Origin of the sequence: Pseudoflavitalea sp. G-6-1-2 (genome assembly GCF_012927185.1) — a bacterium.
Classification (GTDB): Bacteria; Bacteroidota; Bacteroidia; order Chitinophagales; family Chitinophagaceae; genus Pseudobacter.
Window position 1 is genome coordinate 1240787 of the sequence record NZ_JABBGB010000003.1, and the last position, 19956, is coordinate 1260742.

The window sequence follows — 19956 nt, forward strand, 5'->3', positions numbered from 1 at the left end:
AGGGTATATTGAAAAAGTTGAAAAGAATCTTATTTGGTAGCAGGAAGCGTAGTAGTTCCGGGCTGTGCAGCTGGATTAGCTTGTGTTGGAGCAGGAGCTGTTTTTGGAGCAGTTGCACCAGGAGCTTCCACACCTGAACTTACAGCAGCACCACCGCCAATGAAGAAAGAAGAGAAGAGGCAGAGCAATCCGATTGCTACAGCCATTACCCATGTTCCTTTCTCAAGTACATCAGTTGTTTGCTTCACACCCATGAACTGGTTGTTGAATCCTGCAATGTTACCTGCCAGGCCACCGCCTTTGGGGTTCTGGATCAGGATGAACAAACTGATCACAACAGTAAGAATGATGATCAGCGCCAGGAATAAATAAATCATATTACAATGCTTTTAATTGTTGTATACGGTCTGCAAAATAAGGGCTTTTGACGGGATTCTGCAAACTTAATTTCTCGTAAATGGTGATGGCTTTCCGGTAATTGCCCTGTTTAACCCAAACTTCTGCCATTGCCTCAGTTACAATGTCTTTCAATTCGTTCGAATTGTCGGCAATGCTCTGAATGGCATGCTGCGTACTGTCGTCGAGCAGGGCATTGATGGCAGCAGGACCAACCCTCTTCATGCCGCGCAGCCACTCGGTGAAACTCTTCAGTTGCTGCCCCAGTTTGTCTTTGGCCAGCTCTTCGAGTTTCAGCTTGATGCCCTGCGATGCAAAGTAGTCGATGGTATGGTAAGGATCGAATCCGATTTCATTGGCAGGCGCCTGATTCACAGCCTCGGCCAGCGCTACGGCAGAGGTATGAGTGGCTTCCGCAGCAGGTTTCGGCTCTTCTCTGGTAACTCCTTCGGAGAGTGAAACGTTTTCGGCTGCTATAACAGTTGCTTCAGCAGCTGTGATGGTGAATGGAGCTTCTTCCTCTGTTTCTTCATCGGCAGATAGCTCAGTGGTGAGCTCCTGCAATCCCGGAAGTGGTTCTTCCGACATGGTGATAGCTGCTTTCAATCCCTCCAGATTGGCTTCAGGATGTTCCTGCAACTGCCAGTACAACCAGGCCGGATTGTTGAAATAGAGCGAAGTGCGAAGCGCCTGATCATGGAACTTCTCCTGGTTATCGTGCCGCATTTTTTCTGCCAGCAGAAACTGACCGATGATGGCATACGGATAGTCGCTGGTGAACTGTTGCAGCTCGGCCTCAGCTACCTCATGCAGACTCTCTTTCTGAAAAAAATGTTGTACGATGGTTTGAATGTGTTGTTGCATTGACAGGGCTTGTGTTATACGCTTTTGTTTGGCTTACCAGTTTGAGAACACACGGTTGAACATATCATCAGTCATTCCCTGAATGATGGTTTCTGTGAGCTGTGCTTCCGCTGCCTGCAAACTGAGGTTGGCGGAGAAATCAAACGGTCTCGAAAGCGTTGCTTCAAAATTCTTGGTAGGATCAAGATTGTTCTTAAACACCAGATTCACCGTTACTGTCAGGCGGTTATTCGCTGCCTGCTGATTGCTGATGCCCGATGTGCTGATGGTATAATCAGTGATGGTTCCACTGATATCGTAATGCGCATCTTCGCTCTGCACCAGGGTGAGGCGTGTTTGGTTATTGATCTTCTGACGCAGCTTGTCTGTCAGTTGAGGACTCAGCTGCGGATTGATATACCTTGCTTTGTTTTCGATATAGTTCACACGCACGGTCTTTACTTCTTTCGGGATCTCGCCAATATCCTTGAAGGAATAGCATCCGCTGAAAAGCAGTACCAGCGCACATCCTGTGATCATCATCGCAATGCGTGCAAATGTTCGCATGCCCGATATGTTACTCTTTGATGTCATATTCTTTCAGCTTACGGTAAAGGGTTCTTTCACTGATGCCGAGATCTGTTGCAGCATCCTTTCTTTTGCCCTTGTGTTTTTTGAGCGCTTTTATGATCAGTTCTTTTTCCTTGTCCATGATGTTCAGACTTTCTTCCACCTCTTCGTGATGATGGATATCGTCTTCGTGATGGATCATCACCTGCTGCACCGGCGAATTGACCGTGGCAGGTTGCATATGAGGGATCAATCCGGTTCCTCCCAGTATTTCCTTGCTCTTCAGTTCATTGATGATGGCTGCCTGATTCTGCACCGCCATTCCCGGATTCTGAATGATCTCCACAAACATCTTCTTCAGTTCTGTTACATCTTTCTTCATATCGAAGAAAAGTTTGTACAGGATCTCCCGCTCATTGGCAAACTCATGCCCGTTTGCTGCCGCACTTTGCGTAGGGCTAACCAGCATCGGTAAGCGATTGTTAGGATCGCGTTCCGGCAGAAAACGCCTGATCTCCGTTCCACTTACCATTTTATCCTGCGCCAGTACGCTCATCTGCTCTGCAATATTCTTCAATTCGCGCACATTGCCGGGCCAGGAATAGTTAATTAGCAGGTCTTTTGCTTCCTCATCCAGCTGAAGAGGGGAGGCTTTGTATTTTTCTGCGAAATCAACTGCAAATCTTCTGAAGAGCAGACTGATATCTTCTTTTCTGTCTCTCAATGCCGGAACACGGATGGGCACGGTACTGAGCCTGTAATAAAGATCTTCCCTGAATTTTCCTTTCTGGGTAAATTCCAGCAAATCTTTATTGGTAGCGGCTATTACGCGCACATCGGTCTTCTGCACTTTGGAAGAACCCACCCGAATGAATTCGCCCGTTTCAAGAACACGCAACAAACGTGCCTGTGTACCGAGGGGCATTTCACCGATTTCATCGAGAAAGATAGTACCGCCGTTGACAGTTTCAAAATATCCTTTGCGGCTGTCCACAGCGCCGGTGAAAGAACCTTTTTCGTGACCGAACAGTTCCGAATCGATGGTGCCTTCGGGGATGGCGCCGCAGTTAACTGCTATGAAGGGATTATGCTTCCGGGCAGACAGTGCATGGATCACCTGGCTGAATGCTTCCTTACCTGTTCCGCTTTCGCCGGTAATCAGTACTGTAAGGTCTGTATTGGCTACCTGCGAAGCCACCTGCAATGCATAATTCAGTGCAGGCGAGTTGCCGATAATGCCGAATCGGTTTTTGATTGATTGGATATCCATATTCACAAGTCGTTTAGCTCCTAACAATTGATCTTATACAATCTCACCCAGCAGGGTGGCCACTGTGCAATCTGTGACTTTAACCATCACATAGTCTCCTTTGTTCACATCGTGACTGCCTTTGGGAAAAACAATCGTTTTGTTCTGCGATGTTCTTCCTTTCCAGTCGTTGGCGCTTTTTTTAGAATCGCCGTCGATCAGTACTTTGAAGGTTTTGCCCATATCCCGCTGGTTGCTCTCATGGCTGAGTCTGTTCTGCAGTTTCACAATTTCATCGAGCCTTCTTTTCTTCACTTCTTCGGGTATATCGTCTTCATAACGGCGGGCTGCCAGCGTACCGGGCCTTTCGCTGTAGAAGAACATATAACTCATATCGTATTGGCTGTATTCCATCAGGCTCATCGTCTCCTGATGCTCTTCCTCGGTTTCTGTGCAGAAGCCTGCAATGATGTCGGAACTGATGCCGCAATCGGGAATGATGCTGCGGATCCTGTCCACTTTTGCGATATACCACTCACGCGTATACGTGCGGTTCATCAGCTGCAATACACGCGTGGAGCCGCTTTGAACGGGCAGGTGTATGTAGTTGCAGATGTTCTCGTATTTGGCAATGGTATGCAGTACGTCGTCGGTAATGTCTTTGGGGTGGGAGGTAGAAAAGCGAACACGCAGATCGGGATTGATCAGCGCTACCATTTCGAGCAGCTGCGCAAAGGTTACGATGGTGTCGTTCTTTTCATCTACCCAATAGTAGCTGTCTACATTCTGGCCAAGCAGGGTCACTTCTTTGTAACCGTTGTCGGAAAGCTGGCGGCATTCGTTCACGATGCTCGCTGCATCCCTGCTTCTTTCTCTTCCTCTGGTGAATGGCACCACGCAGAACGAACACATATTATTGCATCCACGCATGATGCTCACAAAGGCGGCAATGCCGTCTGTGTTGAGGCGAACAGGGGCGATGTCTGCATAGGTTTCTTCGCGGCTCAGCAGTACGTTCACTGCTTTTTGTCCGGTTTCGGCTTCCGCTATCAGTCCGGGTAAAGTACGGTAGGCATCGGGGCCCACCACCAGATCAACCAGTTTTTCTTCTTCGAGCAGTTTGCCTTTGAGGCGCTCTGCCATGCATCCGAGCACGCCGATGAGGGTGCCGGGGTTCCGTTGTTTGGCTTTGCGGAGTTCGGTAAGCCGTTGGCGAACCGTCTGCTCTGCCTTCTCACGGATAGAACAGGTATTTACAAGAATGAGATCCGCCTCTTCAAAATTGCGGGTAGCCCCAAATCCGCCCTCATGGAGGATGCTGGCCACTACTTCGCTATCCGAAAAGTTCATGGCGCATCCATAACTCTCGATATAGAATTTCTTGGAAAATTGCTGCACATCAACCGCCTCCGGAGCAAAAGCTTCGCCCTGGCGGTTCTCGTCATGTTTCTTCTGGGAAATGAGATCCAACATCTGCAATCTGAAATTAAGAGGGCAAAGATAGGGAAAACTCTGGTTAAATGACAGTATGACAGTTGATTGTTATGAGGTTAGCCGCTATTTCTTCAGCCATGCTTAAACTTTTCGGACGGCCGCAGTCTAACACGGGTTTATATTACCTTTATCGTATGCCCCTGATTCGACCCCTATTGATCGTTTTCTGCTTACTGCTGATGAGAAACTTGACGTTAACTGCCCAGGATAGGCCCGCGAAAGCGGCACCCGGACTGATCACGGGCAATGTTATCGATCCGCAGCAGAAGGCTATTGCCGACGCAACCGTAACCCTCCGCCCGTTAACCGATTCCCTTCCTTCCCGGAATACCCGTACAGATAAGAACGGAAATTTCGAGTTCGAGAACCTGAATTTCGGATTGTATCGCCTTACCATCAGCTTTGTGAGCTTCCGGCCACTCACGCTCGACAGCATCCATATCCGATCCGAACGATACGATTTCAATCTCAGCGATCTTACGCTGAAACCCAATACCGATTCGGCTTTGGAAGAAGTAGTGGTCTATGCGGAGAAGCCCCTTATTCAGAGTAAGGATGGAAATATCACTTTCAATGCCGGCGAATCCGCGCTCAGCGCAGGTTCCAATGCAGCCGAACTGCTCAAAAACGTACCCCTCGTGGCCAACGACCCCGACGGAAAGATAGTGGTACGCGGAAAAGAACCTAAAATACTCATCGACGATAAACCCGTTGAGCTCAACGCCCAGCAACTGGCCGATCTGCTCGAATCCCTTCCCGGCAGCATGATCGAAAAGATCGAAGTAATGACCAACCCTCCGCCCCAATACGCCAATGAACAGGGCGGTGTTATCAATATCGTAACCCGCAAAGGAAAAGTAGGAGTAGGGGCGAGACTCACCCTCACCGCCGGTACCCGTGGAGAATACGGCGCCAGCGGAAATATCAATTACAGAAAGAAAGGACTCAGCGTTAACTTCAATATGGGCTTCGCCTACAACGAATTCGATGGCAACGGATACAGCAAACGCCAGAACTTCAACAAAACACTGGACACCATTACCAGTTACAACAACTCGCTCAACAATAACCACAATAAAGGTATCAGGCCCAATGCGCGATTGAGCATCGATTATGAAGTGGATAAACGCAACGCTTTCAACCTGGCAGCGAATGTAAATCAGAGCATCACACGCAACAGCAATTTCAACGAATACACCAATCTCAACCGTAACGCAGATGTGTACCGCAACTGGAAGCGGGAGATCGCCAACAGGGGAGATAATATCAGTCCGGTCTTTAACCTCACGTACACGCACAAGGGAAAGAAACCGGGCGAAACGCTTCGCGTGATAGCCGGCGCCAATTTCTCCAATTCCAGTAGCGACAGAACATGGGAGCAGCAAACGCTTTTCCCGGTTTCAACCATCACCGGACCAGACTCTTCGCAGCAGATCGTAAACGGTAATCGCAATACAGGCCTCAACCTGCGTGTGAACTACGATAAAATGCTCGATAATAAAAAGACCACCATCTCTACAGGTGGTGCGGTTGTCAGCGATCTCAACAGGGTAGACCTCACCACCAGGTTCAGGGATAAGAATACCGGTGAGTATATTCTCGACGACAGGGCCACCACCGATTTTCGGTTCCGTCAAACAGTGAGCAATATCCGCGTGGCAGTGAAACAGCTGCTTACGGAAAATTTCAGTGTAACAGCGGGCGTAACAGCCGAAGCAGCCGATCTCGGCTTCTCCTTCAAAAACAAAACGGAGCTCAACAATAAATTTTTCACCTGGCTTCCGTTTACCACATTCAGCAAGAAATTTGGAGATGTGCTCAACATCAATCTGAGTTATCGCAAAACAGTACGCAGGCCGGGCATTGCGCATCTCAATCCTAACGTAGACAGTACCGATCCGAACAATCACCGGTTCGGTAACCCCGGATTGCAGCCAACTATCTCGCATAACTTCGATCTGGTGTTCGGAAGAACAACTGATAAGTATTACACCAATCTCGGTTTCGGATACAATCAGGTGAAGGGCAATTTCAGCCAGATCCGCAATCCGAATCCATTGGACAGCGGAGTGATGGACATCACCTGGTTCAATATCGACGACCGCCATGAGTACGAAGTGAGCAGCTGGAGTGGTTACACCTTCTCGAAAGCCCTCCGCATCAATCTTAGCGTGAGTTATACGTACAACAGATACAGTTCATTCGACCGTGAGCGCAACAAGTACCGCGATGGAGGAAGTTTAACTTCCAACTTCAACGGCAACTACGTACCCACCGATGTGTGGAATTTCACCACAGGCATAACGTACAATCGATTTGCCAATCCGCAGGGTACTGTCCGCAGCAATTTGCGCATGAACCTGGGTGTGCAGCGTAAGCTTTTCAAAAAGAAACTGGTGATTACCTTCAATGTGGTAGATCCGATTGCGAAGCAGGAGTATCATAGTTTTACTTATGGCGCTACTTACAATCAGGAATCATTCAGCAGCACCAATACGCGCAATTTCAGATTAACGGTAGGGTACAACTTCACACAATTAGGGAAATCGAAAAAGAAGCCGGCACAGTCGAAGAAGAAATAATACTTGGTAGGTGTCCGCCCGAAAAAAATCCTGCATGTTTCCATGGTTATTACTAACCGTTGTCAGTAACATGAAGCAAAGTGGTATCGATTACTGATAATTTAGTTTGCACTTGATCACAAACAACTTTATGGAAGTTTTTTCCTTTTTTCTGTTGCTGATTTTGTTGAGGACACTATTTTCGCAATCAGCTATACGGCAAGGCTTGTCGCATTAAACTCCTGATGATTGCGGTTGCGCATCTTTCATTTCATTGATCAATCAATCACTTTCTTCTCTTTGATTTCCGCTCAGCCTGAATCTGGTTGTAGACGATGGTAATCATTTTGAAATCATCAACACCAAAATAATCGGCGATGCTGATTATCTTACCCATGCGAAGGCGGGAAGGATTGTTGATATGACTGGTAAGAGTAGCGTGATTGGTTTTGAGGTGAAGTATAACAGGAGTGATATCGTAGAAATCGAATATCTCTTTGAAAAGCGTGATGTCGCCTTTGTCGATCATTTGTTTGATCAGCTTTTGACGCTTTTCTTTATTCATGAAGCAAATAAACAATGCAGCGGCGGATTGATTCTTATATAAGTACAATTAGTACTTAAGAAAGGAAGGAAGTGTAAGTATTAAGTATAAAATTTACTTTTTTTAGAATGAAATTGTACTTAAATTAGTGTTGCTATATCGATCTGATCTCAACAAAGATCAGTAACCGGTTCCGGTAACATCCACAGCATCTTCCCCAGCCTTTCAAGTCGAGTATATTCATTCCGAAATATAAAGCATCCTTCGGCACTGCCGATGTGTTGTAGATTAATGGAAAATAGAGGACTCTATTTCTATGGAGTCCTTCTTTAAAAATTCCCCAATCATCATAAAAATATTTAACCGGGCCGTCTATGGGTAGGTCCGGTTAATAGGTTACGCTCTGAAAAGTGCAACAGCAGCCCATTTTCATGAGGCTTCTGCGGCAATCTGATAACACAGATTGATACTTAGAGATCGCCGGTATAGGAGCCGGCCGATTGATATTTACTCTTGAATTGAACGTGAAAGCAAAAAGGATGTACCACCTAAGTACATCCTTTTTGTTATGTTGGTTTGCAACCATCTCAACCGATCACCAGCTCAGTCTTCCCTGATAATAATCGATGATGCGTTTACGCAACACATACTCGTATCGCGCGATGATGAGATCTATGTTCGCAAAATCAAGTTTGTTCTTGGCAATTAGATAATCCACCGAGTTGATGGCTCCATTCTCAAACTGCACTTCCGCTGCGCGGAAATTTTCTGAATAACTCGCCACCTGCTCTGTCAATACCTGATACCTGCTAAGCGTTGCCGTCATATTGAGATAATCCCTCTCGATATTCTGACGAAGCTGAATGCGGATGCTCTCAGACTGGAACTCCGCTTCTCTCTTCGCCACCCTCGCCATGCTGAGCTGGTTACGTGTTCTGAATCCGTTCATCAGCGGAATATTCAGTCCGATACCGGCATAGGTACCACGGTTATTCTTCAGCTGATCGAAATAGGGGATAGACTTGTTATCTGCATCTTTCTGCACTTTCGAGAAGTTGGTATTGTAACCGCCTACCAGACTAAGCGTAGGCCAGAGTCCGCCTTTCGCCGACTGAACAGATTTGTCGAAGGACTTGAGGCTAAGGTCCACCGATTTGATCATCGCCAGTTGATCCAGCGCTATCTGGTAAATGGAATCTGCCCCTGCAGTACTGCTGATCTCGAATTGTTCGAGATTAACAGGTTCCACCGTCAGACTTTCATTGTAAGTTGTATTCATCAGCTGTGCCAGCTTGAGGCGGGCATTGTTCAGCGCATTCTTTGCGTTAATGATGGCTACCTTATTGCCGGAGAGCTGTCCCTTCACATCATAAAACTCAGAAGGCTTGATGGCGCCCTGCTCATTTTGAATGGCCAGACGGCTCACCTGTTTTTCGGTTACTGCTGCCTGTGCTTCACTTTGTTTCAGCACATCCGAACTGCTCAGCACATCGAGGTAACTCAGTATCACATTCAGCACCAGCAGATCCTTTGCCTGCTGAATTTCCATTCTTCCCGCTTCTGCATTCAGCTGATTTGCCTTGAGGTTATTGAATAAACGGAAACCATTGAAGAGGGTGAGATCTCCCTCTGCATTCACCGATGCTGTGGTATTGCTGCTGTTGATATACTGGTTGGTGGCATTATCGATGTTGCGGCCCTGGCGAAGGTAATGATACACACTGGCGTTCAGCGATGGCAGCATCGCTCCCTTCGCTCCGCGGAGATTGATCAGGTCGCGCTCACTCTCGAAGCCGGCTTTCTTTACATCCGGATTATTTTTCAGAGCTGTTTCTACGCACTCACGGAGTGTAAGTACTGAAGGGGTATTCTGAGCTGACAGGTCGCTGGCTGCAATCAGGCATAAACAGCCTGCTGCCAGGATTTTTCCGATACTCATGGCGTGATCTTTAATTGAATTGGTCTCAAATTTTTTACGGTTGTTGTTCCTGCTCTATTCTTCCATCGAGCAGGTGGATGATGCGGCTGCCATATCCGGCATTCTTCTCCGAGTGCGTTACCTGAATAATGGTTACGCCTTCGTTGTTCAGCTGTTTGAACAGATCCATGATCTCTTCTCCCTGCTTCGAATTGAGGTTGCCGGTTGGCTCATCGGCCAGCAAAAGCTGCGGCTTGGCTATCAGCGCACGGGCAATGCCCACCAGCTGCTGCTGTCCACCGGACAGTTGCGTTGGGAACAGGTCTTTCTTTCCCACTATCTGAAACCGGTCGAGCATATCCGCTACGATCGCTTTCCGCTCAGAGGATTTTACATTCTGATAGATCAGCGGCGTTTCGATATTCTCATACACGGTGAGCTCGTCTATCAGGTGATAGGCCTGAAACACAAAGCCGATATGTTGCTTGTACAATGCAGATCTTTGCTTCTCTTTCAAAGTATGCACCGGTTGATCCATAAACAGGTACTCGCCTTCATTGAAATCGTCGAGCATGCCGATGATATGAAGAAGGGTGGATTTCCCTGATCCTGACGGACCCATGATCGATACAAACTCGCCCTGGTTAATAGTGAGGTTCACATCTTTCAGCAGAAAGTTGGGCTTCCCTCCAAGTGTGATCCATTTTGATATATGCTTCAGTGATAACATGCTGATGGTTTTGTGATTATTGTGCCAGAACGTAAGTTATATGATTTTCAACACTGTACATAATTCTTTGCGCATATGGCAGTACGTTTCCGATACAAAAACCGTCCGGTACTGATACAGTGCTTTTATTCGCTTTTCAAACTCTTTACCGGATTGGCCAGCGCCGCCCGAAGCGTTTGAAAACTGATGGTGACCAACGCAATGGCTATCGCTGCTGTTCCTGCCAGTGCAAAGGGCCAGGCATTCATCTGTACACGATATTCAAAATCCTGCAGCCAGTTGTTCATGGCCCACCATGCAATCGGACAGGCTATTACAAACGCAATGAACACCAGCAGGAGGAATTCTCTGCTCAATATCACAAACAGACTTTGCAGACTTGCTCCCAGTATTTTTCTGATGCCGATCTCCCGCACGCGCTGTTCGGCTGCGAACATCGCCAGTCCCAGCAAACCAAGACAGGAGATCACAACCGCCAGCAGAGCAAAGGCTCCGCTCAGCCGCTGCATCAGTGTTTCGGTTCTGTAAGACTGCTCAAATCCGGCATCTGCAAACTGATAGTTGAAAGTGAATGCAGGATTGAGCCTGCGAACCAATGATTCGAGTTGATGAAGCGCCGCCTGCGTTTTTCCTGCTTCAATTCTTGCCACTGCAATGCCCCATGCCGGATTGCGTTTCAGGTGCAGTACCATCGGACCAATAGGTATGTGCATAGATCGGAAGTGGTAATCGCTGATTACTCCGATGATCTTTCCCGGCCTTCCCTGGTAGGTGAATGGCCGTCCTACCGGATTGGTATACCCGATCTTATTTACAGCAGATTCGTTCAGGATGAACGAAGCAGAATCGGTTCCGAACAAAGGAGAGAAGTCTCGGCCTGCTATCATCTTCAATTGCATGGTTTCAACAAAATCGTACCCTATGCCTATATGCGTAAATTCAGGTTTGGTATTGGGGTCTTTCCCTTCCCAGCTGATACTGGCTGTGGTATTGCCCAGATCGAGCGGGTCGTTTTCTGCTATGGTAATGCCACTTACGCCAGGTATCTGCAACGCCTGCTCTCTGAACAGCTGCGTTTTTTGAGCGAGTTCTCCGGTAATTTCAATTTTTACGAGATTATTCCGGTTGTATCCCAGATTCTTTTCGCGGATATAGTCCACCTGTTGCGATACTACTACGGTACCTATTATCAGCAGGCTCGATAATGCAAACTGAAATACTACCAGTCCCTTTCTGAACCAGTTGGCTGAGCCTTTTATTTTCAGCACGCCTTTCAATACCAGTATAGGTTTGAAGGATGATAAGAATAAGGCAGGATAACTCCCTGCCAGCAATCCTGTACAGAAAGTGAACACCGCAATGGCGGTCCAGAATTTCAGGTTCTGCCATGGGAAAAGAAGTTGCTTTTCTGTAAGCAGATTGAACACCGGCAGTAACAGCGAGAGCAGCAATATGGAAACGATCATGGCAATGGTAGTTACCAGTATGGCTTCTCCCAGAAACTGTTTGATCAGCGAATACCGCATGGCACCCACCACTTTTCTTATGCCGATCTCGCGTGCGCGTTTTACAGACCGGGCTGTAGTAAGATTCATGAAGTTGATGCAGGCAATCAGCAATATGAATGCAGCAACGATGCTGAATAACCTTACATATTCTATTTTGCCTCCGCTAATTACTCCGTTTTTGAAATTGGAGTACAGGTATTGATCTGAGAATTTCTGTAGATACACTTCTGCTTTGAACCCGGCCTGCTCACCGGTAAAGCTGGTTATGATATTTCTGATTTCCTTTTCTGTATGCTCCGGATCTGCTCCGGCACGGAGCATTACATGGGCAGCCGGACCATGATTATCCCAGTCCCGTACCCAGGGACTCGATTCCAGTTTATCGTTCCAGTTCAGAATATAATCGTACTGCCACGAACTGTTACGGGGCATGTCTTCAAAAACGGCTGTTACAGTAAAATCTTTTCTGTCGTCTACCCTCAGCACTTTACCCATAGCCGCATCAGGTGTTCCGAAAAGAGCAACGGCCATCTTTCTCGATACGGCCACACTCACTGGTGAGGAGAGGGCAGTACCCGCACTGCCATGCAGCAGCGGATAGCTGAACATTTTGAAAAAATCACTGTCGGCATATGTGCCGGGCATCTGCAATATCTTATCGCCATACCGGAATGTATTTTGCTCATTCCAGGTCATTGCCGTAGAATATTCAATGTCGGGATAGTTCTTCTTCAGCTCCCTCGCCAGCAGTCCCGGTACATTGCGCTGACCACTGATCTGATTATCGAAGTATTGCTTTTCATAAACAGTATAGAGCCTGTTTCCATTGCTATGAAACTGATTGATGCTTTTCTCATCCAGTACCCATAACATTATCAGCAGGCTGCAGGTGAGGCCCAGCGCCAGTCCGATGATATTGATGGATGAAAAAAATTTGTTGCGCGTAAGATTGCGATACGCAACCAGAAAATAGTTTCTAAGCATTATTATGTGTTATTCACTTTTCAGTGATGTTACCGGATTGGCCAGCGCCGCACGTATTGTCTGAAAACTTATGGTGATCAGGGCGATGGCCATCGCTGCTATTCCCGCCAGTGCAAAAGGCCAGGCATCGATATGTATGCGGAATTCAAAATCCTGCAACCAGTTGTTCATCATCCACCACGCAATGGGGCAGGCTATCACAAACGCAATGAACACCAGCAGCAGAAATTCTTTGCTCAGTATCACAAACAAACTTTGCAGACTTGCGCCCAGTATTTTTCTGATGCCGATCTCGCGCACGCGCTGCTCTGCAGCAAACATCGCCAGACCAAGCAATCCGAGACAGGAGATCATTATCGCCAGTGCTGCGAAGCAATTGCTCAGCTTGCCGGTGAGAGTTTCACTTTTATAGGCTTTCTGAAAATCATCATCCGCAAAAGTGTAACTGAAAGGAAAGTTCGGATTGAATTCTTTGTGCAGTTTTTCCAGTTGCTGCATAGCCGCCATAGTTTTGCTGCCTTCGAGCCGGAGCAGCACAAAGCCGCTGTTCTTATCCCGGTCGAGACGCAGCACCAGCGGATTGATGGCAAAATGCAGGGAGTTGAAATTGAAATCTTTTACCACACCAACAATGGTTCCTTTGGTTCCCCAGAATGTGAATGGTTTGCCGATAGGATCTGTATATCCGATCTTCTTCACCGCTGTTTCATTCAGCACATAGGAGAGTGTATCTGTTCCGAAAGAACGGGAGAAATCTCTTCCTTCTTTCAATTGGATCTCCATTGTTTTCAGAAAATCGTACCCTACTGCAAGTTGTGTGAAAGTAGGTTTTGCATCAGGATCTTTTCCTTCCCACGATACTCCCATTGTGATATTGCCAAGTCGTATGGGATCCATGTTGGCAGATGAAACCGAGCTTATGCCATTCACCTGCGATGCCCGCTGCATAAAGCTTTCATAATGTTTGGGAAGGTCTCCCTGCAGGGTGATCTTCAATACATGATCCCGGCTATAACCAAGATTGCTGTTTTGTATGAAACGCACCTGCTGCGATACCACAATTGTACCGATGATCAGCAGACTCGATAAGGCAAATTGAAAAACTACCAGTCCTTTTCTGAACCAGTTGGCCGATGCACTATTCACGCGCAGCACTCCTTTCAGTACCGTTATTGGTTTGAAGGAGGATAGGAAGAGGGCAGGGTAGCTGCCAGATAAGATACCCGTGATCAGCACCAGCGAAGCGATGCAGATCCAGAACAATCCGTTGCTGAAAGGAAATTCAATCTCTTTTTGGGTTAACTGATTGAATGCAGGTAAAGTGAAATAGAGCAATATCAATGCAAAGACCATCGCTATTGCCGTAACTACCACTGCTTCTCCAAGGAATTGTCTTATCAGTCTTCCGCGAATGGCGCCCACTACTTTTCTTACACCGATCTCGCGTGCGCGTTTCATCGATCTGGCTGTAGTAAGATTCATGAAATTGATGCAGGCAATCAGCAGAATGAAAACCGCTATGATGCTGAAGAGACGAACATATTCAATTCTTCCTCCCGCAATTACTCCGTCTTTGAAATTGGAATGGAGGTATTTGTCCGTATACTTCTGCAGCCCAAGCTCTACGCGGTATCCGGGAAATTCACCGGCTATTTTGGTGATGAAATTCTTTATCTGTGCTTCGAACTTCGATACATCTGCATCGGAGCGAAGTTGTACTATGGTGAGGGGATCGTTATTGCCCCATTCTTTGAGCCAGGAATTTTTGTCGAGAAAATCTGTCCAGTTGATGATGTAATCCCATTGTATCGAACTGGTGCCGGGCATATCTTCATAGACTGCAGAAATGGTCATGTCTTTTCTGTCGTCTATCCGGATTATTTTGCCGAAGGCCGCCTGCGGCGTTCCAAAGAATGCCACCGCCATGCTTCTGCTGATGGCAATACTGTTGGGACCTGCGAGTGCTGCCTGTGCATTTCCTTCGAGCAGGGGATAGCTGAACATTTTGAAGAAGTCGCTGTCCGAACTGTTTCCCTGAAACTGCAGTATCTTATCTCCGAGTTTGAATGTTGCGCGTTGCTCCCATCCTATTGCCGTAGAGTTTTCGATGGCAGGCAATTGTTTTTTCAGTTCGGCTGCGAGTATGCCGGGAGTGTAAAAACTACCCGTGACTTTATTGTCGTAGTACTCCCGCTGATAAATGCTGTACAGATTTTCTTTGTTTACATGAAAGGCATCTTTTCTGTATTCATCCAATACCCAGAGGGTTATCAGCAGGCTGCAAACCAATCCCAGTGAAAGCCCGATGATATTGATGGATGAAAATACCTTGTTCCGTTTCATGTTACGGATGGCGGTAAGAAAATAGTGCTTCAGCATAATGGATAAGGTTTTATTCGCTTCGCAATGATTTAATAGGATTCGCCAATGCCGCCTTCACCGTTTGAAAACTGATGGTGAACAACGCAATGGCCAGCGCTGCAAGCCCTGCAATCACGAAGGGCCATGCATTGATGGTTGTACGGTATTCATAATTGTGCAGCCAGTTGTTCATGGCCCACCATGCAACCGGACATGCAATGATAAATGCAATGAATACCAGCATCAGAAACTCCCTGCTCAGCAGCACGAACAATGTTTTAATATCGGCTCCCAGCACTTTTCTGATACCAATCTCACGAACACGCTGCTCGGCAGCAAACATTGCCAGGCCAAGCAGTCCAAGGCTCGATATCAAAATAGCCAGTACGGCAAAGCAATTGCTGAGTTTATTGATAAGTGTTTCGCTCGCATACAACTGGCGAAACCGTTCATCGGAAAAACTATAAGTGAAAGGGAACTTTGGATTGAGTTGATTATTGATCTGTTCCATTGCTGCAACTGCCTCTTTGGTTCTGGCTCCTTCAATCCGAACCAGTGCAAATGCATGCTTCGAATTATCTGAAAGATGTATAACCAGCGGCTCTATTGCATTGTGCATCGATCCGTAATGAAAATCTTTTACTACTCCGATAATGGTGCCTTTGGTTTCCCAGAGCGTAAACGTTTTCCCTATCGGATCTTTATACCCGATCTTTTTTACCGCTGTTTCGTTGAGTATGAATGCTGCCGAATCGTTACCATAATCTCTTGAAAAATCCCTGCCTTCAACCAATTGCATCTGCATGGTTTTTATGAGATCGTATCCCACTCCCAAACTTGAAAAGATAGGTTTGGTATTGGGCGTTTTGCCTTCCCATTCAACATCGGTGGTGGAATTGGCTATCTGCATCGGATCCTGATCCGCTGGCGTTATGGAAGTTACGCCAGGGATAGCGGTTATCTTTTGTCTGAAGGTTTCATAATGTTTCGGAAGCTCTCCCTGCAACAATACACGAACTATATTCTCTCTGTTGAAGCCTAAATTCTTATTCTGTATGTATTGTACCTGACGGGCCACTATGATGGTTCCTATTATCAGCAGCGACGATAATGCAAATTGAAATACCACCAGTCCCTTCCGGAATCTGTTGGCAGATGCACTTGCTTTCATCACTCCTTTCAATACCACTACCGGTTTGAATGATGAAAGAAACAATGCGGGATAGCTGCCTGCAAGCAATCCGGTGAGCATGGTCAATGCAAATATGCTCCCCCAGAATGCCCATTGGGAAAATGGAAGTTCAATCTCTTTTTGAGTAAGCTGATTGAAGAAGGGCAGCGCTATGAAAAGCAAAATAAGTGCAGCAGTCATGGCTATGGCAACCACTACAATGGCTTCTCCGATGAACTGTCTGATCAGTGCCGGCCTGATGGCTCCGGACACTTTTCTTACACCGATCTCCTTGCTTCGCTTGATAGATCGGGCAGTGGTTAAGTTCATGAAGTTAATGCAGGCGATCAGCAGAATGAATACAGCTACAATGCTGAACAGCCGCACGTATTCTATGCGGCCTCCTGCAATAAATCCATCCTTCATATTCGACCAGAGATAGCGGTCTGCATATTTCTGAAGGTAGAGCTCAACATGCCATCCTTCGTTGCCGAGGTGACGGTCCATATAGTTTTTGATCCTTGCTTCGAACTGCGCAACATTGGCATCGGAGCGAAGCAGCAGCATGGTGGCCGGACCATTATTAGCCCATTGTTTTACCCAATCGTTGTATTGCTGCAGGTAATGCCAGTTGAAGAGATAGTCCCATTTCTGCGTACTGTTTTTGGGCATGTTCTCAAACACGGCAGTGATCACCAGATTGTCCCGGTTTTCTACACGAACAGTTTTTCCGATAGCGGCCTGCGGGCTACCAAAAAATGTTTCTGCAAAATGGCGTGATACTGCCATTCCCGAAGGATCGGACAATGCCGATTGCGGCTTGCCTTCGAGCAGCGGATAGCTGAACATTTTGAAGAAATCACTGTCTGCATGATTTCCCTCCATCTGAACAATCTTATCGCCCACCTGAAAAGTGAGCCAGTCGTTCCATGCAAGGCCGGTGGAGGCTTCCACTTCGGGAAACAATTTTTTCAGCTCCTGTGCCAGCATGCCGGGTGTGTAATGTCCGCCGGTTGTTTTGCCGTCGGAATACTGCCGTTGGTAAACGCTGTACAGTCTGTCTTTGTTAGCATGGAACTGGTCTACGCTGCGTTCATCCAAAACCCAGAGCATCACCAGGAGGCTGCAGGTAAGGCCCAGCGCCAATCCTGCGATATTGATCACGGAAAATACTTTGTTCCGTTTTAGATTCCGGATGGCTATGAGGAAATAGCTCTTCAGCATACAGTTGTTTTATTCGCTTCTCAGCGATTTAATAGGATTCGCCAATGCCGCCTTCACCGTTTGAAAACTGATGGTGAATAAAGCAATGGCCAGCGCTGCAAGCCCTGCCAATGCAAATGGCCACACCGTCATGGTTACACGGTATTCGAAATCGTGCAGCCAGTTGTTCATGGCCCACCATGCGAGCGGACACGCAATGAGGAATGCCACAAACACCAGCATCAGAAACTCTTTGGAAAGAATAAGGAACAGGCTCTGCAAATTAGCGCCCAGCACTTTTCTGATACCGATCTCACGCACCCGCTGCTCTGCGGCAAACATGGCCAGTCCCAGCAATCCGAGACAGGAGATCACAATGGCCAATGCTGCAAAGCAGTTGCTCAGCCGGTGTATCATGGTTTCGTTCTCGTACAATCTTTTGAACTCGTCGTCTGCAAAATCATACGTGAATACAAACTGTGGATTCATCTCCTTTGCGATCTTTTCTATTGACGCAATCACCGATTTTGTTTTGGCTGCTTCTGCGCGTACGAATGCATATCCGTAACTGGAACTATCGGCCAGGCGGAATATCAGCGGCTCGATAGGATTATGCATGCTGGTGTAATGGAAATTCTGCACCACACCAATGATAGTGCCTTTGCGGCCCCAGAGTGTGAACGATCTGCCTATCGGATCTGCATAACCGATCTTTTTGATAGCCGCTTCGTTGAGAATATATCCTGATGTATCGGTTCCGTAATCCCTTCCGAATTCTCTGCCCGCCACCAGTTTCATTTGCATGGTTTTTATGAAGTCGTACCCGATACCTGTTTGCATGAACAGTGGTTTGGTATTGGGCACTTTCCCATCCCAGTCTACACCGATGGTGCTGTTGCCCATCCGCATGGGGTCTGCTTCCGATCTGGTAACGGCCGTTACTCCGGGAATATCGGCTATCTGTCTTCTGAACAGCTGCGATTTCTGATTCAGTTCTCCCTGCAAGGTTACTCTGATGATATTCTCGCGGTTGAATCCTAAATTCTTGTTCTGAATATATTGTACCTGCTGCGACACTACAATGGTGCCGATGATCAGCAGGCTCGATAATGCAAATTGAAATACCACCAGTCCTTTTCTGAACCAGTTGGCAGAGCTGCTCACTTTCATTACTCCCTTCAGCACCACAATCGGCCTGAACGAAGAAAGGAAGAGGGCAGGATAGCTTCCTGAAAGCAATCCTGTTACGAAGATCAGCCCAATGATGCTGGCCCAGAATGTCCAGTGCTGCACAGGAAACTCAATTTGTTTCTGTGTAAGAGTATTGAACATGGGCAGAAACAGAAACAACAGCGCCAGTGCTACGATCATGGCCAAACCCGCTACTATAATGGCTTCTCCGATAAACTGCCTGATCAGTGCCGGCCTGATAGCACCCACTACTTTTCTAACACCTATCTCACGCGAACGTTTTATCGAACGCGCGGTGGTGAGGTTCATGAAATTGATGCAGGCAATCAGCAGGATAAATATGGCTACAATGCTGAATAGCCGCACATACTCTATGCGGCCTCCTGAAATATATCCTTCTTTGAAATTCGAATAGAGGTATCTGTCTGAAAATTTCTGCAAATAGAGTTCTATTTTCCAGCCGGCATTTCCTTCGAGGTATTTGTCCATGAAGTTTTTGATCTTGGCTTCGAACTTTTGCGCATCGGCATCGGAGCGGAGCAGCAACATGGTACTCGGACCGTTATTGTCCCATTCTCTGATCCACTCACGGATCTCCTGCATGTAATGCCAGTTGAGCACGTAATCCCATTTCAGTGTGCTGTTATGCGGCATATCTTCATACACGGCAGTTACCTGAAAGTCTCTGCGGTTCTCAACCCTGATGGTTTTGCCGAAGGCAGCCTGAGGACTTCCGAAAAAAGCTACCGCCATTTTGCGTGAGATAGCGAGACTGTTGGGAGAGGACAATGCATTTTTTGCAGAGCCTTCGATTATCGGAAAGCTGAACATCTCGAAGAAGTTGCTGTCGGCAAAGTTGCCGTCCTGCTTCAGTATTTTATCTCCTACCTGAAAAGTGAAGTAGTCGTCCCAGGCCATGCCGGTAGACATTTCCACTTCCGGAAATTGTTTCTTCAGTTCCTGCGCCAGCAGTCCGGGAGTATAGTGTCCGCCCTGTGTTTTGCCATCGGTGAACTGTCTTTCATATACGCTGTACAGCCTGTCTTTTTTCTCATGGAACTGATCGGTGCTGCGTTCATCGAGCACCCAGAGCATGATTAACAGGCTGCAGGTAAGTCCCAGTGCCAGGCCAACGATATTGATGGCAGAGAACACTTTGTTCCGTTTCAGATTCCGGATGGCAACCAGGAAATAATTTTTGATCATACGAATAAGTTTGTGGGTGTTTCGGTT

At 47.1% G+C, this 19956-nt stretch carries 13 protein-coding genes; 1 reads left to right on the forward strand and 12 read right to left on the reverse strand.

Features of this window, described 5'->3' with window-relative positions:
- Positions 1-29: 29 nt before the first annotated feature.
- The 5 genes from secG to miaB are packed head-to-tail and all read right to left on the reverse strand — an operon-like array spanning position 30 to position 4531.
- Positions 30-377 (reverse strand): preprotein translocase subunit SecG, encoded by a 348-nt coding sequence (gene secG, locus HHL16_RS22425; protein WP_169427570.1) that lies wholly within the window; start codon positions 375-377, stop codon positions 30-32.
- Between the two features lies 1 nt (position 378).
- Entirely contained in the window at positions 379-1260 is an 882-nt protein-coding gene (locus HHL16_RS22430) for a hypothetical protein (protein WP_169427571.1), read from the reverse strand.
- Positions 1261-1293: 33 nt separating this feature from the next.
- The gene (locus HHL16_RS22435; RefSeq protein WP_240966292.1) at positions 1294-1806 is read right to left on the reverse strand and encodes an LptE family protein; all 513 of its coding nucleotides are present in this window, start codon (positions 1804-1806) and stop codon (positions 1294-1296) included.
- Positions 1807-1816: 10 nt separating this feature from the next.
- Positions 1817-3079, reverse strand: a complete 1263-nt coding sequence (locus tag HHL16_RS22440) for a sigma-54 dependent transcriptional regulator (protein ID WP_169427572.1) — start codon at positions 3077-3079, stop codon at positions 1817-1819.
- A gap of 33 nt (positions 3080-3112) precedes the next feature.
- A complete protein-coding gene (gene miaB, locus HHL16_RS22445) occupies positions 3113-4531 on the reverse strand; it encodes a tRNA (N6-isopentenyl adenosine(37)-C2)-methylthiotransferase MiaB (protein WP_169427573.1) in 1419 nt (472 codons plus the stop codon).
- A gap of 200 nt (positions 4532-4731) precedes the next feature.
- Here miaB and HHL16_RS22450 point away from each other — a divergent pair, with 200 nt between their 5' ends.
- Complete coding sequence (locus tag HHL16_RS22450) at positions 4732-7134, forward strand: outer membrane beta-barrel protein (RefSeq protein WP_169427574.1); 2403 nt, start codon at positions 4732-4734, stop codon at positions 7132-7134.
- Positions 7135-7399: 265 nt separating this feature from the next.
- On the opposite strand, the gene HHL16_RS22455 is transcribed toward HHL16_RS22450, so the two are convergent.
- The 7 genes from HHL16_RS22455 to HHL16_RS22485 all read right to left on the reverse strand — a co-directional run bounded on the left by HHL16_RS22455 (position 7400) and on the right by HHL16_RS22485 (position 19929).
- Positions 7400-7678, reverse strand: a complete 279-nt coding sequence (locus HHL16_RS22455) for a hypothetical protein (protein ID WP_169427575.1) — start codon at positions 7676-7678, stop codon at positions 7400-7402.
- A gap of 574 nt (positions 7679-8252) precedes the next feature.
- A complete protein-coding gene (locus HHL16_RS22460; protein WP_169427576.1) occupies positions 8253-9596 on the reverse strand; it encodes a TolC family protein in 1344 nt (447 codons plus the stop codon).
- Positions 9597-9630: 34 nt separating this feature from the next.
- Positions 9631-10305 carry an ABC transporter ATP-binding protein gene (locus HHL16_RS22465; protein WP_169427577.1) on the reverse strand — a complete coding sequence of 225 codons (675 nt, stop codon included), beginning with the start codon at positions 10303-10305 and terminating at the stop codon, positions 9631-9633.
- Positions 10306-10430: 125 nt separating this feature from the next.
- Positions 10431-12797 (reverse strand): ABC transporter permease, encoded by a 2367-nt coding sequence (locus HHL16_RS22470; RefSeq protein ID WP_169427578.1) that lies wholly within the window; start codon positions 12795-12797, stop codon positions 10431-10433.
- A gap of 9 nt (positions 12798-12806) precedes the next feature.
- Positions 12807-15176 carry an ABC transporter permease gene (locus HHL16_RS22475; protein WP_169427579.1) on the reverse strand — a complete coding sequence of 790 codons (2370 nt, stop codon included), beginning with the start codon at positions 15174-15176 and terminating at the stop codon, positions 12807-12809.
- A gap of 13 nt (positions 15177-15189) precedes the next feature.
- Positions 15190-17553 carry an ABC transporter permease gene (locus tag HHL16_RS22480; protein ID WP_169427580.1) on the reverse strand — a complete coding sequence of 788 codons (2364 nt, stop codon included), beginning with the start codon at positions 17551-17553 and terminating at the stop codon, positions 15190-15192.
- Positions 17554-17562: 9 nt separating this feature from the next.
- Positions 17563-19929 (reverse strand): ABC transporter permease, encoded by a 2367-nt coding sequence (locus tag HHL16_RS22485; RefSeq protein ID WP_169427581.1) that lies wholly within the window; start codon positions 19927-19929, stop codon positions 17563-17565.
- Positions 19930-19956 lie beyond the last annotated feature (27 nt).

What these genes read in the sequence shown, in the direction of transcription:
- secG (WP_169427570.1), bottom strand. Translation starts at nt 377, where the DNA reads ATGATTTATTTATTCCTGGCGCTGATCATCATTCTTACTGTTGTGATC.
- HHL16_RS22430 (WP_169427571.1), bottom strand. Translation starts at nt 1,260, where the DNA reads ATGCAACAACACATTCAAACCATCGTACAACATTTTTTTCAGAAAGAG.
- HHL16_RS22435 (WP_240966292.1), bottom strand. Translation starts at nt 1,806, where the DNA reads ATGCGAACATTTGCACGCATTGCGATGATGATCACAGGATGTGCGCTG.
- HHL16_RS22440 (WP_169427572.1), bottom strand. Translation starts at nt 3,079, where the DNA reads ATGGATATCCAATCAATCAAAAACCGATTCGGCATTATCGGCAACTCG.
- miaB (WP_169427573.1), bottom strand. Translation starts at nt 4,531, where the DNA reads ATGTTGGATCTCATTTCCCAGAAGAAACATGACGAGAACCGCCAGGGC.
- HHL16_RS22450 (WP_169427574.1), top strand. Translation starts at nt 4,732, where the DNA reads ATGAGAAACTTGACGTTAACTGCCCAGGATAGGCCCGCGAAAGCGGCA.
- HHL16_RS22455 (WP_169427575.1), bottom strand. Translation starts at nt 7,678, where the DNA reads ATGAATAAAGAAAAGCGTCAAAAGCTGATCAAACAAATGATCGACAAA.
- HHL16_RS22460 (WP_169427576.1), bottom strand. Translation starts at nt 9,596, where the DNA reads ATGAGTATCGGAAAAATCCTGGCAGCAGGCTGTTTATGCCTGATTGCA.
- HHL16_RS22465 (WP_169427577.1), bottom strand. Translation starts at nt 10,305, where the DNA reads ATGTTATCACTGAAGCATATATCAAAATGGATCACACTTGGAGGGAAG.
- HHL16_RS22470 (WP_169427578.1), bottom strand. Translation starts at nt 12,797, where the DNA reads ATGCTTAGAAACTATTTTCTGGTTGCGTATCGCAATCTTACGCGCAAC.
- HHL16_RS22475 (WP_169427579.1), bottom strand. Translation starts at nt 15,176, where the DNA reads ATGCTGAAGCACTATTTTCTTACCGCCATCCGTAACATGAAACGGAAC.
- HHL16_RS22480 (WP_169427580.1), bottom strand. Translation starts at nt 17,553, where the DNA reads ATGCTGAAGAGCTATTTCCTCATAGCCATCCGGAATCTAAAACGGAAC.
- HHL16_RS22485 (WP_169427581.1), bottom strand. Translation starts at nt 19,929, where the DNA reads ATGATCAAAAATTATTTCCTGGTTGCCATCCGGAATCTGAAACGGAAC.